At 39.0% G+C, this 14116-nt stretch carries 18 protein-coding genes; all 18 read right to left on the bottom strand.

What is annotated here, in order from left to right:
* Nucleotides 1-2: 2 nt before the first annotated feature.
* The 18 genes from ABN236_RS02530 to ABN236_RS02445 all read right to left on the bottom strand — a co-directional run bounded on the left by ABN236_RS02530 (nucleotide 3) and on the right by ABN236_RS02445 (nucleotide 14112).
* Nucleotides 3-161, bottom strand: coding sequence for a hypothetical protein (locus ABN236_RS02530; protein WP_349473313.1), 159 nt, complete (start codon nucleotides 159-161; stop codon nucleotides 3-5).
* A complete protein-coding gene (locus ABN236_RS02525) occupies nucleotides 143-613 on the bottom strand; it encodes a lysozyme (protein ID WP_349473312.1) in 471 nt (156 codons plus the stop codon). The genes ABN236_RS02530 and ABN236_RS02525 overlap by 19 nt, the downstream gene beginning before the upstream one ends.
* Complete coding sequence (locus ABN236_RS02520; protein WP_020946092.1) at nucleotides 613-882, bottom strand: phage holin family protein; 270 nt, start codon at nucleotides 880-882, stop codon at nucleotides 613-615. Before ABN236_RS02520 ends, ABN236_RS02525 begins: the two co-directional genes overlap by 1 nt.
* Nucleotides 883-1033: 151 nt before the next feature.
* Nucleotides 1034-1252: a hypothetical protein gene (locus tag ABN236_RS02515; protein WP_349473311.1), complete on the bottom strand. Its 219-nt coding sequence runs from the start codon at nucleotides 1250-1252 to the stop codon at nucleotides 1034-1036.
* A gap of 80 nt (nucleotides 1253-1332) precedes the next feature.
* Nucleotides 1333-1668: a c-type lysozyme inhibitor gene (locus ABN236_RS02510; RefSeq protein WP_196568820.1), complete on the bottom strand. Its 336-nt coding sequence runs from the start codon at nucleotides 1666-1668 to the stop codon at nucleotides 1333-1335.
* Nucleotides 1669-1844: 176 nt separating this feature from the next.
* Entirely contained in the window at nucleotides 1845-2246 is a 402-nt protein-coding gene (locus ABN236_RS02505) for a hypothetical protein (protein WP_349473310.1), read from the bottom strand.
* 488 nt (nucleotides 2247-2734) lie between these two features.
* A complete protein-coding gene (locus ABN236_RS02500) occupies nucleotides 2735-6559 on the bottom strand; it encodes a hypothetical protein (RefSeq protein WP_349473309.1) in 3825 nt (1274 codons plus the stop codon).
* Nucleotides 6560-7173: 614 nt separating this feature from the next.
* Complete coding sequence (locus ABN236_RS02495; RefSeq protein WP_072070436.1) at nucleotides 7174-7632, bottom strand: Hsp20 family protein; 459 nt, start codon at nucleotides 7630-7632, stop codon at nucleotides 7174-7176.
* Between the two features lie 189 nt (nucleotides 7633-7821).
* A complete protein-coding gene (locus ABN236_RS02490; RefSeq protein ID WP_099659640.1) occupies nucleotides 7822-8211 on the bottom strand; it encodes a hypothetical protein in 390 nt (129 codons plus the stop codon).
* Complete coding sequence (locus tag ABN236_RS02485; RefSeq protein WP_115370360.1) at nucleotides 8202-8987, bottom strand: hypothetical protein; 786 nt, start codon at nucleotides 8985-8987, stop codon at nucleotides 8202-8204. Before ABN236_RS02485 ends, ABN236_RS02490 begins: the two co-directional genes overlap by 10 nt.
* A gap of 157 nt (nucleotides 8988-9144) precedes the next feature.
* Nucleotides 9145-9285, bottom strand: a complete 141-nt coding sequence (ymcF, locus tag ABN236_RS02480; protein ID WP_418312483.1) for a cold shock small protein YmcF — start codon at nucleotides 9283-9285, stop codon at nucleotides 9145-9147.
* Nucleotides 9286-9292: 7 nt separating this feature from the next.
* Entirely contained in the window at nucleotides 9293-9505 is a 213-nt protein-coding gene (cspE, locus tag ABN236_RS02475) for a transcription antiterminator/RNA stability regulator CspE (RefSeq protein WP_004244726.1), read from the bottom strand.
* A 340-nt stretch (nucleotides 9506-9845) separates the two neighbouring features.
* Entirely contained in the window at nucleotides 9846-10244 is a 399-nt protein-coding gene (locus ABN236_RS02470) for an antiterminator Q family protein (protein ID WP_049219743.1), read from the bottom strand.
* 27 nt (nucleotides 10245-10271) lie between these two features.
* Nucleotides 10272-11297, bottom strand: coding sequence for a DUF968 domain-containing protein (locus ABN236_RS02465; RefSeq protein ID WP_349473308.1), 1026 nt, complete (start codon nucleotides 11295-11297; stop codon nucleotides 10272-10274).
* A complete protein-coding gene (locus ABN236_RS02460) occupies nucleotides 11294-12100 on the bottom strand; it encodes a KilA-N domain-containing protein (RefSeq protein WP_349473307.1) in 807 nt (268 codons plus the stop codon). The genes ABN236_RS02465 and ABN236_RS02460 overlap by 4 nt, the downstream gene beginning before the upstream one ends.
* Nucleotides 12101-12121: 21 nt before the next feature.
* Nucleotides 12122-13186, bottom strand: a complete 1065-nt coding sequence (locus ABN236_RS02455) for a phage replication protein O (RefSeq protein WP_349473306.1) — start codon at nucleotides 13184-13186, stop codon at nucleotides 12122-12124.
* 8 nt (nucleotides 13187-13194) lie between these two features.
* On the bottom strand, nucleotides 13195-13374 hold the full coding sequence (locus ABN236_RS02450; protein WP_349473305.1) for a DUF4222 domain-containing protein: 180 nt from the start codon (nucleotides 13372-13374) through the stop codon (nucleotides 13195-13197).
* Between the two features lie 261 nt (nucleotides 13375-13635).
* A complete protein-coding gene (locus tag ABN236_RS02445) occupies nucleotides 13636-14112 on the bottom strand; it encodes a YmfL family putative regulatory protein (protein WP_036976726.1) in 477 nt (158 codons plus the stop codon).
* Nucleotides 14113-14116: the final 4 nt, after the last annotated feature.

The following is a 14116-nucleotide window of genomic DNA, read 5'->3' as shown; positions in this document are numbered from 1 at the left end:
GATTAGTACCGATGATGTGAGAGTGCAATCTGACAACGTTTTTCTAAACTCACTGGGTCTTTAGTACATGAGTTATCAATCAAGAGATAAATGCCACCAGCGACTGTAATGAGTAATGCAAGGATAAAGCTGATAATGATGATTAAAGGTTTCCATGACATAGTGCTGACTCCGCCTCTCGACGACTGACAAGCCCTCGCCAAACCTTTCCGCCTGCATAAACCCAACGTTTCATTTCTTCACAGGCACCCGCACTATCACCCGCGTTTAGCTTCTTAAGTAATGTTGAGCGAGCAAATGCGGTTGTACCCACATTAAAAGCAAAGGAATATAAAGCGGCTTTGGTGTAGTCATCGAGTGGTACTTTGATTAATGCATCGACTTGCTGTTGTGTCTTAATAAAATCGTGTTGTAATAACGCATCACATTCTTGTTGTGTGTATCTCTTACCATGAATAATGTCTTTGCCTGTGTGCCCATAACAAACCGTCAAAACACCTGCCACATCACGATAAGGTTCATAACGCACACCTTCAAAATGGGCTATCACTACTAGCGCAATTGCTGTTGCTCCCGCAGTTGTTAGCGCCGCTATTTTCTGTTTGAGAGTCATTAAATATCCTTTGGTGCTTTCACCATTAATTCAGCAAGCCTTTTTAAGGTTTCGGTCGGGTTTTGCGGGTCAACATGACGAACAAGCTCTTCAAATAATTGAGTGCGTTTTCGCTGTTCTCGACGAGTCATAAAATAAGTGGCTAAACCTAGAACCATGCTGAACGCCATACCGATAACAAATCCCCATTCATATAATGAGAGGCTGGCAAAAAATGCCGTTAAGCCTGCGGTTCCATAAGTAACATTGGTTAATTTATCCATACGCATAGTCACCCCCAGAGGAGTGTCCGAGTTTAGTTACAGGAATGCAGACACACAGCTCTTGTGTAAAGTAATTAGGGTGTGATTAGTACTGTGGTCTGCGTATTGAGAAAGGATAATTCTTGCAAAGCCCAAATAGCCCTTGCAGGTCAATTGGCTAAAGTGGCGATGTCCGACAAACAGTAGAGCCATTAGCTTTTTTTATTTCAATGAGATTATTAGAAATAGCCATTAGTGCGGTATTCCTAATAACATTTAATTCACAGCTCGTTAATTGCATGTCAGCGAGCTGTTTTTGTAACTCTGCAATTTGTTGCCCTTGTCGTTCTACTCGTGCCGATAGTGTACAAATTTTTATTTCTTGCTGAATGTCCATGTTTACCTCTTTTATACGAAAAAAGGTCACCGAAGTGACCTCTATAAGAACAATAAATAATTTTCAATAGAAGGCAACAATTAACCAGCTTTGCAACCACTCAATACTGGTTTATCTTTTCCTTCAACTAAGTCGGCATTGTCACCTTTAGTATAAAGTTTATAGGTGTAATTTTTATTCATTGCCTCATAGTTTGCACCAGAAGCCATTTTCATAATCTTCATTGGTATCATTTCATCCATTTGATTAATGATTGCATAGCTATCTTTTGCTGTATTTATATAAATAACTTCCATTATTTGATTGTTTTCACATGCATAAGATACTTTCGTTATCTCATCGCCATTATCCGCCATAACAAAACTCGCAGATAAAAGACTAACAGTAAAAGCAATACTTTTTAATAATAGCTTCATATAATCTCCTAATGCTATTTGATACACATTTCTAATACATCACTAACCAATTTTCCATGATTAATCGAACCCTATATTGGCTTCCATGAGATTTATCCAATTGTAAAAAGACATCATTGGTTTATTGAGCAATAAGGAGATTGTTTTAAGCTTTTCTTAATTTATTTTTAGTTCATTCATTGTTGTAATAAAGCCTTAGGTAAATGTTCTTCCAGTGACGCATTAGAAACAATCACAAGACCATACATAGATATCCATGTATTCGTTTGTTGTAAGTGTCCTTGAATAAACTGTTTTGCTTTCTCTAACAAATAAACACAACTCTCTTGTGTGTTTTTACGCCAATAAGATTCAATTGCCACCAGCAATGGATCACCTGCATCATTAATCTTTTGTGTGCCGATTCGATATTGTTTTTTACCTGCGGGAGATGTTGTACAAATTAATTGTGTCAGTTGTTGAGTTTCACCATCAGCCGTATGGATATTCGCCGTTAAAATGACGGAGGTATTCTTTTCACTGTCTGTTTCTGATGCATAGTGAAGACTAAACTGTAATTCGCTTATCTCTTTTGACATAAATATTTACCGATTTATTTAGTTAATAAGGTGCCGACTCACAGCTCTTGTGTGAACGGTATAAGTGGGTATTGATTCTGTGGTCGGCGTAGACGGAAAGGCTACAAAGTAACCTTATTTAATTTAGGGTTGAATATATTAATGAGAATAATTATCATTACATGTGTATCGAATTGACAGGTTTGATACGAATTAGTACGACATGACTTACATTGCTTCTTGCGTTTATTTTATATGCCGATATGACTCCTAGCGTATCGGCATTTTTTTATTTTGTGTTGGGTAATTCTTTCATACCTACAATTTAGATGTATATGATCAGATTCGATCTAATATTACTATGATTTAAGGCTAAATCTAATCAGATAGTCCGCACAGTGCCAAAAGCGGACGGTGAACGCCACGCTCTGCGTCAATTTTGGAGCACAGAGGAAAAATTGCCCAACAGCAACACTTTGTTATAAAAACCCTGATCAGAAGCAAAATGGTCACTCAAATCTTTGTTCCCGCTGGTTGTACTCCTCGGTCTCACGCTCTCTATTCTCTCTAATAGACCTATTTAGAAGAGAAAGCTTGGCCTTAGCCATCTCTCGCACCTCCGGAGAGACATGATTTAATAGGACTGCGAATGCATCCAAATGAACTTCAAGAATATCAGCAAGTGAACCTGACCACCCACTAGGAAAAGAGCTAGAGAAAATAGTTTCAACTATCGCGACTTTGTTCTCTGCGGCATCTAAAAGTGATGTAATGTGATGACTGAGAGTTACTTTCTTTGGGTTGTATAGTGGCTGTGATTCCTTGTCTAAGGATGAGTATGCCGAAACGGCACCTGCTACTTTATGAATCCTATCTTGATTTCCATTACACCAATTCAGCACGCGCTCTATCGGCGCTAAGTTTAATGGCGAGCTACTACGATTGACCCTGTGTTTGAAAAGCCAATAAATAAGTTGTTCGCTATTCTCACTATCTATTAACACTCTATCTAATACAAATTCTGGATAACTTTTCACTAGATAGGCTATGATATTCTCTAATTCGAAGCCATATAAGCGATACGTCTCTACGCCATTGCAAAGCAAGTTAATAATATCGCGAACTTCATTCTCAGTTGCTGGCTCTGATAAACACTCTGCAATAACACGGTCCATTCCATGGGCCTGTCGCCAGCTAATCTCATTCCTGTGCATTGATAACAGTTTCAAAATGGCCTGCCTTCCAACAGATCGTAGGTCATTGCTAGGACTGTAGTTGCTACCCTTTTCAGTAAAGAATCGCATTCTCAAAATTTCAATAGTTGAAAATATCCCATCGGCCAAATCATTAAGTGCGGCAAGTAATTCTGATAAATCATCATCAGAAATGGATTCATGAACTCGACCGTAACTTATCTGTTGAAACCTACATGCTTCTAGTTCACCAGCCTTCGCCAGCTCAATAAGCTTTTTTGTACCCCAAGGGGCTATCGGTGTTGCAGACATAATATTAACAAAATACGGTTTAAGCTCCGGCACATCTAATACAGACTCTTGGAGCTTTCGAGACAAGTTAGGATCGCCGGCATGAACCCCTGCAATAAAACCGCAAAAGAGGATAGGTTGTACTACTTCTAACTCTTGCTTTTGCATCAGACGGACAAGCGTATCAAAGGTTAAACCTTGATCTGATGAACCTTTGGCCAACCCTTTGCCGAATGGCCAAAGCGCATCAATATATTTTTCCCATAACCTTGGCGCCAATCTTTCGAGGTAATTAGGTTCAGATGATGCAAGCTCACCTAGTTCTTCTATCTTCTGATAAATTTTTTCAGAATTATCTGTATAACTCCCATCTCTAACTTCTAAGTGACCCCATGTGTTAGTCAGAGCATATGCCTCGATTTCGAAATAGGGATCAGCTGGTGCGGCTAAGTATTCAAGTGCTTCCATCTTTTTTAATAACTCGGGTGTGTGTTTCTTCCCGTTGTAATGGATTGTCCGCTTAATGGCCATCCACATATCTGGCCATTTACCACCAACGCCATATTTTCGCACTATGTTTTCGAGAATATCAAAGCAACCTGCATAGCTCCATAATCCTACAAAGTGGTTTGCTAGTATCGTCTTTGCCCAATTGCAAAGGGGGTCATTGTCCGAATCTAAAAACGGCACTAACAGCTCAATATAACCTACGTACCAATCTAATTTCTCTTTATTCGTTGTCGGTTCCCACCCAAAGTCCCTGCTACGAGCGCCAAAATCAAATCCTCCAAATGAGCTCCAATGAGAAGCCTCAAATGCAGAGTGAAGAATATCCTGTACAATCTCAAGCTGTCTCAAGTTGCCAGAGTTTAACATTCTTTTCACAAAACAATGTCTTCGTGTTGGTGTAGCCTGTGTCCCAGAGAGGTATAATGAAAAAAGGCTCGCCAATTGACTAGTGATACTATTGTTATTCTCGCCAGATTTTTCTGTTTCCGCAAAGCGAAGAATTAGCCCGGCAGAACGGTCGAAGTACCGATCATCATATGCTATTTTTCTGAGCAATCGAACGAACGTATAAAAATTTTGATTATCTCGTGAGCAGAAATCTCGAGCTTCCGAAGCATTCTCTATAGCGATTAACACTACTTCTGGAAACACTGGTGCGATGTGAGTTAGTGCCGTAAGCTGCTCAGTATTGCACTGTGCAATGTTATGAAATGGCCCATCAATCTTCATCCACGTATGGGCGAGATATCTTGCAGGTTCAAAGTCATGCAGATATCCTAGCCGATGAGCACATGACGTGAATAAACGAAAATTATTAGCCTTTAACAACTCTGCATTAATTTTATCAGGATCGATATTCTGAAGGGCTCGCCGTGCGAGACGGTTAGCTATTGCATGCGGGAGCATTGCTCGCCAGTTTCCCCGTTTTTGCGATAACTGCCTCCGCAATAGCTCTGCATGATTGCGATTCAACCTATCACGTTCAAATCCGCCAATTCTAGAAAGAGCGCTCAATTCATCATTAAACTCTTTGGGGGAAATATTGAACGAATAAACCAAGGATAGGATCTCTGCGCTTTCAAGCAAGCTTTCGGTTGTGCCTTTTCTTTGATTGAAGAGCCTATGGAACAAGTCCTCATCAGAAAAATTTGCCAAGGTCTCATCTGCATCCACTCGACTCGCCAATGCGATCGCAACACGCGCATTCCCTCCGGAAAACTCTGCAACTTTATCGGAATTAACGCACCCTAGAGACGGAAACCTCTTTTGGATAAGTTTAGATACGGTCTGTTCGCTTGATGGTTCGATGTGTATTACTTCTGTTTCTTCTGGGCGATCATCCGAAATATCATATTCGATAGTAAGAAGACTCAACTTTGCTTGGTTTGATGAAACCTGCTTTTGCAGTTTTCTATGAACATCTGGTGGGCAGTTATCCAATACCAAATAGCTTGAGAAATCATTAGCTATCAAGTATGAGACAAGCTCAGATGCTGTTGGGGTTAATTCATCACCAAGATCCGCATATATTACATTCGCTTTCGGCAGAGAGTTATCGCATACATCACTTTCAAAAAGAGCCTGAGCAAAGCGTGTTTTTCCAACTCCTGATAGACCCGTTATTCGTACTACCGATCCAGATCTTTGTAATTTTTCACGCACAAGCCTGATTCCATCCGAAATCGCTGATGGCTCTTTGCGATGTGAATTCATATCGATGACGCAAGGGTGTTCGTCAAGTAAAAACTCATCATCTTTATCGACTGGAGTGGAAGTCCATCTCCCAAACGGTAGCCATCCGGATAATGGCTTGCCTAGTCTAGAGCGTACCCACAAGGCAACCTCAGGAAATTGTCTTAACCATGCGCTAAGCCGATCCCTACCATAAAAGTCAAGAAGAAGCTCTTCGCTATCTGGTAAGCCTTCGAGTGCAGATTTCATTCCCAGAAGGCGTTCTGATAGCATTTTGTCAGAACAATCATCTTTGCCACTAACAATTATATAAGCGCCTTTTTTTTCTAAAAGCTCCGCTATAACAGTTTTTAGCATTCCTTTATCAAGCATTTCATTTTTGCAAGCCGCCTTACTCATACTATTTTTCTTTACTTGAAAGCCAGTATTTTCACGACTTACAAAGCCTGGCTTAAGTAAAGGGATAGCATCGACAACTCGAATATCGAGACCACCGTCAGCAGCTTCCTGCGCTCCACCCCACAGAACACAAGATGTCTGAATTTCTTGACGAATCAATTCCGCTTCACACAACCTAGCGACCAGTTCTCTTAGATCAGCATCATTGAGGTTTGAAATATCAGAAGGTTCAAGTTCAAAAAATATCATTAGGTTTCAAAAGTCCCTATATTGCAAATTGATATCGGTGACCTGCCCCCATGGATTCACACGGAATGCTGCTAGCAATGCCCGCTCTTCACTCGTAGCGGATCTTGTGACCTTGATTTTTGTCCTTTCCATACCAGTAGCGGACGTTGCTAAAAGCGTAGTGTAATAATCTGAAGGGCTCAGGTCACGCCAGAAACGCGAATCGACCCCAAGGCTGACTGTGCTCTCAACTGAATAGTATCAGGTTTATCAATATAAGCTCTATTTTCGGTAATACAAGGGATATGCCTGTTATCTGACACCGGAAGAAGACCGACTGTAGCAGAGCAGTATTTTCTGGGATCTCAAAAAGTGAATGATTCGTTTCGCAGGGATGCTTAAACTTGTAAGTATCCCTGCAAAATAATCTATTCCTTTTTAGAGAGCTTCAGACAAGTAGATCAGTATACCTTGATAGCAAACGCCTGTTGTTCGCTCAAACCAGACTGTAATTTCTAATAATATTCTACCTATGAGCCTCAAGTCTGAGCTAATACAATTTAGCCCCCCTCACAAAAACAATTAAGGCTACACATTATGCGTAGCCTTAATCTTATTCACATTATCTAACTCAATTAGCTTTTATCTTTATTTTCTATCGCTATTGTTTGTCGTTTCTCTTCTTCCGGTAATTCATACTCAATAGCAATAGTCAGAAGTCCACTTGATAAATCGGCTTTTTCTATTTTAACATTTTTACCGAGGTCAAATTGCAATGTAAATTGCCCTTGAGATATGCCTCGGTGGATCCATTTATCATTGTCTTCTTCTGATTTTTCTTCTTTTTTCCCTTCAATCAATAAACGACTTCCTTTCAATGAAACCGATAAGTCATTTTCTTGATATCCAGGCACACTCACCGTCAGTTCATAATGGTTATCATCAATCTGTTTCAGGTTATAAGTCTGTACAGGTGATGCAATGGGTTTACTGCCTGTTAACTGACTAAACAGGCGATCTATCTGATCAAAACGGTTTGAAAGTAAGTTGTCAGATAATGTTGGGAATAATGAAAAAGGTTTAATGTTAGGCATATAACTCCTCCTTCAGTATTTAGTGAATTATGGGCGGTATCTTATTTACCCAAAATATAAATATGAACGAGCAAAAATTTTTCAAGGCCCAAAATCTAAATTTTTTATCTTTAACCAACATGGGATTGTAGATAGCAAAAAACCCCGCCGAAGCGAGGTTTGGGATCTGGTTAACTTAACTCATTTGCATTAAATTTGAGTTTTATTAGACTTCATTTCAAGCATTTTATTGATCGTTTTTTCACTTGTAGCTATATTTGCCTTTGCATTAATCTTGTTCATTCCGTCACAAGTTAAATGATAATCAGCTATTACTCTCATTCCTTTCATATTTTTCAAAGCATAATGTAGAGCAAGCAAGTCTTTTTTATTATACTTTTCTCTTTCAGCACTGTCTGACCGAGCTAAGTAATCTATCAATCCTTGATGGCTATCTTGTGGGCCATGCATCATCATTGGATAAATACAATGATATGCTGCATAGTAGGATCTAGATATTGCATTTCGATATCCAACTTCATTTTCTATTTCTATGCAACCTTTCGAAAATTCAAGTATGTCTAGACATGTTATAGCCACTTTAGTCGTTCCTTTAACTTAGATACATCATCAACACCACCAATAAATACACTAAAATTCTTACCTATGAATTCATCGTACTCAGTCAATCTATACGCTAACTCGATATTCATATCAGATAATACTTCTACATCATCACATTCAGCCGTCATCATAAATAAATTAGATTGTTCATCATAAGCTGATGTATTGGTATAATTTATAGCTACTATTTGGATATTCCACTCATCCAGAATGGCAATAATCAAGTTTGCCAAAGTCATTAAGTTTTTTTCTTCTAGACCTGACAACTTGAGATATTTCATTAATGCATGCCTAGCATTCTTAAATTCATTTAAATATCCATTTCTTTTATCTTCATCTGATAGTTTAATAACTTTAGCCATAAATTTTTCGGCTTTACTCAGATCAGCAATATAAAGACATGATTGGTATGCTAAATAAGAGAATGTAGGTGACTCATACTCATCTGCAAAACGATGAAGTAAATGCATATATTTGATATTAGAAGCTCGTTGATTAATAACGGCCAAATAATTTCTAGCGTAATCTATATTGCTGACTTGTAAAGATAATTCGAAATAATGAGACGCTTTATCAATGTCGTTATTCAGACTATATGCCAACGCTTTTAAATGGTTTTTTTCTAACCCACTACTATATTTCTCTATTTCCTTAAGAATTTGCATTAATTCAAAGTCATTAGATACCTCTTCATTTGAAATTCTCTCTTGAAGTGATTTCATTAATTCTTCTGATTTATGAATTGGCTGCATATATTTATCTTTTAGCTAAAGTTCAAATTAGAAAATCTTTAGCCATATTATGATTTTTATGTTGAATTCTCAACTTAGAAATGAGCAATTTTGGCTTAGTAATAGATAGCAAAAAACCCCGCCGAAGCGAGGTTTTGTATATTCAACTATTTAATGCTTAACTCATTTGTGCTGTCATCACACTTTTACAAAAGATACATTTTGCGCCGTGTGGATTGTTCACTGTGACATCAAATTGTGATGTTCTATATTGTGAACCACTACAACAAGGGCATTTAAAATAGAGGCGAATAGTAATAGCGCCTTTAGAGAGCCACCACGTTGCCTGCTGCTGGGCCTTTCATACCATTTTCCATGGTGAATGAAACTTGTTGGCCTTCCGCTAATGTTTTGAAGCTATCACTTTGGATTGCAGAGAAATGTACGAAGACATCTTTGCTGCCATCAGCTGGAGTAATAAAACCAAAACCTTTACCTTCATCGAACCATTTTACTGTACCAGTCATTGTATTAGACATAGAATTTCCTTTAATTTATTTAATTTGCCATAAGGCATAGGCGGTTTGTTTTGTATTTTTACTTATGGGAATTAATTAGAAGGAATTCACAATGAAGAGGTATCGAGGATAACGCTAAACGGGAACAACTTTAAACTTACTAACATAAATAGGTCTGTACTTCCAAACCAGTGACGCTATTAAGCCATAGAAAAATTCAGATAGCAAACTTTATTTTTTAACTATAAATCAGCTTAAGTAGACCTATAAAAAACACAACCCCGCTATACTCACGAGGTTTTTAATAGATAAGGGCTGTAACATCAAAACCATTATTAACACAATATATTGTGTTTTGTAATTACGCAAGACTATAAATATGGTGTTTTCTAATTATTTTATCCATGTCTAATTTTACGTTATCAACCGATAGACATCCCTCAATAAATCCTTCCGCTGTCTGCAATCGCTTAGCCACTTCATTATGCGAAATACCAAGTTTTGAAGCCATTGAACGCAAAGGATAATTCTTCACATAGTACATAATAACTAACTGAAACAAGTAACTATTATTTACCTTTAAATGTAATACCGCTTTATTTATTTTTAAGCCATCATCATCAGAACATTGCTCTCGGCTTCGTCTTGAGCTTGGAATTAATCCTTTAAAGCCTGCTGCAATTGATGAGTAATCGATACTATTTCCCTCATTAGCTGACCACGCTCCCCAACGTGATAAAACTTCCTGCATATCTCTCATACTTAGACTCCCCGTGCCGTATACACGTTAAACCAATGCCCCCATTCCTAATGAACGATTTAAAAAAGAAAATAACAATTCGATTTGGTTGCCATAAGTGGCTTCCCACAATTTCGGATCACGATGCAACTCATCATGATGTTGCCGACATAATGGAATAGTGAATAAGTCATGAGCTTTCGTTCCCATGCCTCCCATACCATGGCCAATGATATGATGTGGATCATCAGCTTGTTGTCCGCAAACACAACAAGGCTGTGTTTTTACCCATTGAAGCCACTGGGAATTCTCCCAACGACGCATTTTAGGTTTAAGAAGAAATGAGGCTGGAGGTTCAGGATCGACAGTCACATTAATAACGGGGTTTATGGTATCTAAACGCGCATTCATTGCTGATAGTGCTGTCACTTCATTTGGAACAATATCAGCTTCAGGAAAACCGCCATGCACCCTGCGATCTTTAGGTTTATCAGGCCAATTTAGGATACGGCGCAATATGGCATCAGGTAATTCATTAACCAGTTTATGCATCACGGCAAAAGCAAAAAAATCAGGTGTCGTCAGCGAATGGCTATCATCTAATCTCAAATGACTGCGAACAGTATCTATCATCCAAGCAATACGATTTTTACGAGCCAACTCAGCAACCCACTCAGCTGATGAATTACGAATATGATTATCATGATACCAACAGGTTCGTATCACACCGTCTTTATGCCATGTGGTTGTTAATTCATGATGATGATAACTGTCATGCTCATCGTTAATTTGGCAGCAATGAATATTTCTACCTATCCACATATTCATCGATGCCAGCCCACCCATAGCTTGGCTCACCTTTTCATTATTCAAAAAGCCAATAATATCCTTGTTATTCAATAATGGCTGTTCGTTCCCTGTTAATGCTCCAGAAGGCCATTTATCTAAACTTTTTGGCACATCACTAATAATCACACGAGAATGTTGTTTAAGTTGCTGAAGCAACTCCGCTTCAGGCTTCAATAAAACAACACCAAGATCGGGCTGAATATAGGGGGTTAATAGTAATTTCATGCACTCACCTGCTTATTCAGCATCACCATACGGATCAATTCATCCGTTTTACTTTCAAAGAAATGGGGTTGGGTTTCACGAGGATTATTAGGACTGGTCATGTTCTTCCCAAACTGACAGCCCCGAGCAGTCACGGACCAGAACTCTTTCACTTTGTTGGCAGTTTTCGTACTTGGCCGAGATAAACGTTCAACAATGCCGAGATCGGCTAATCGTTTATAAGCTTGCTGGGCTGAAATAGGTAATTGATGTTTTCTAATCAGTGTTGATAAAGCTACTGTTGGACGACTTGAACCATCCATTGATCCGCTTGGTGCATCAATCGCATACACAGGGGCTAATTCGGGTAAGCCTGCCATGGCTTGTAATTTTTGATACGCCCCTAATTTTGAAGAGTTTGAGAAATTCAGGCTCTTTGCCATCGATTCAAGCAATATAACCCCAGCTTGAACTTTATCGGCTAACTTTTCGTCGTGTTGCTGTGTTATCAATGCATCAAAAGTACGGATCACTTTTAAATGAAATGATGGGCTTATCCACATTGCATAGGCATACACTAATTCTTTGCAAACATATGTTCCTTGGTTAAGCCCACCAACAATGGTCACTATGGGAACCGCTCCTGTGATCTCAGGAGCGGTTGAAATTTCATCAACCAACTCTTTAGTTTGAGTCAAGGCACTCCAATTCGATGGTTGATGCCGTTTTTCACCACCTGAGACTCGATGAAGATCATTTAAACAATAACGCCCTGCGGTATCTCGACGAATTTGAACACCATCAATAACAATTAGTCCATTCATGTTATTTTTCTCCACTCTCGTTTATAGCAAAACTTCCTGAGCAACTTGTTCTGCGACTTGTTGCCAAATACCTCGCCACGCAGCTAAACCTGCAACCTCATTCATTCGGCCTAGACCATTTTTCTTAGCCTGAATAGCGGCTAATTCTTGGATTTTATTTTTAGGTTTCCAACCTGTACCCCAGATAAGCCGGAATGTTTCATCACGCTCTACGGAGTCGATTGTGGTTTTTTTCTTACCCGCCAAACGTAAGGTTAAATCATCCCATTGAGCCCTGAGTGTACGAGGACACTGAACATTCTTTTTCCAAAAATCATCTTGCGTAATTCGTTTATAAAACTGGCAAATTTCTTTGTGAGTATGCCCATCAATCGTTGTCATTAAGCGAATATCATTAGCCCAATCAGTGAAATTAGGCTCTTTAGGCGTTTTTAATCCCATCTCTTGAAACACTTCGCATTTACGGCTGAATAGCCATTTAGCACATTTCAAATCGTCAGCAGAGCCCCATTTTTGAAAATTGGCGCTGTAAATCACAGCTTCAGGATAACGAGTTAAAAAATCCATTTTTGGCTGGTCGCTGGATGCGTCAGAATTCTGCGACGAAGAATGATTTATTGATGGATCATATTTTGAAGTTACTGATGGATCGCCATCAGGAGCTGGCGGTTCAAAATCCCTATTTTTGCTCGATTCTGAAGGAACAGAATTTGATGCAACAAATTTTGATGGGTCAGATCCTGATGCGTCAGGTTTTGACACGTCAGATTTTGTTGGTTGAGAAAGTGCTTTCTTGGCTGATTGGTATAGTTTCTCTACATTCAGCTGATAAATATTGCTTGCGTTGCGATTGCCTTTTCTACGCTTTTCGCTGGTTAACCACCCTTCTTTTTCTAACTGCTTTATTGCTGTGCGCACCGTGCTTTCACCCGCACCAATTTGACGAGCAATCGTCACAACAGAAGGCCAACAAATACCTTCATCATTAGAAAAATCAGCTAATCTTGCCATGATAGCGACTGATGTGAGTTTTAAACCTGCATGGGCGCAACCATCCCAAACATAACTAGATAATTTAACACTCATAAGAGGCCTCACTTAACTCGGGTATATCTCTCTTTAAATCTTTGAACCGGCTTGCATTGTTCGTATTCACAACCATCAATCATAAAAATAACGCGCTGTTTTTCTCGATCATAACGAATGACATGAACAAGGAGCCCTCGAGGGTTTCTGTAATAGCGATCAAGACGATTGGGATCTTCATTTCGCATTGCATTTTCCTCCACTCAAGAAATAGAAATCAGCCCATGACTTTTTCAGTGTCCTCTTATCTACCAAATCGATATTTTTTCGGTAGTTGTGTGATCGATTGTCACTCGGTATGCTTTCTACATAGCGAAATATTCCCTCTTTAGTTAAGGGTAAACAGCGCAATTGCTTTTTAGGTATTAGATGCGCTAATCTACTCATGCTTATTTCTCTTCACATCATTGAAATTGGCAACCGAAGCCAGAGGCCGTATACCTTTGGCTTCACCCTTTCTTAGTCGCTTCCTGTTTTTCACCGTATAACACTTTCAGTGAATCCAAGAACCCAATTGCATACGCAAAAACTTTCCCTGCTTTTCGATAAATACGCCCTATTTCTTCATCCGTTAAAACGCCATCAACAAGGCTTTCTTGAATTAAAACGGCGAGTGATCCTTGCATAGCAGCCAATGTCATTCGCATATCAAATAGCTCTACTTGATCTATCTTTTCCGCTTCTATTTTTGGCAATGCACTCATGCCATGACGTTCTAGGTGATATTCCACCAGCAACTTAGTGCCCGAAATATCTTCCATGGCTTCTTGTTCATCAATATCAAAGAAACGACAGCCATTTTTTTCGTATAACTTGTTATTAAACGTATCGAGTGACATACCTAAAGCCCCAGCCATAGCAGAACGTCCACCCGGCAGTGCTTTGCACATTTCTTTAATAACTTCTTTAATTGAATGTTTGCTCATATCT

This window comes from Proteus sp. fly-1013 (assembly GCF_040140245.1).
GTDB lineage: Bacteria > Pseudomonadota > Gammaproteobacteria > Enterobacterales > Enterobacteriaceae > Proteus > Proteus mirabilis_B.
This window is presented reverse-complemented; position numbering and strand designations above follow the sequence as displayed.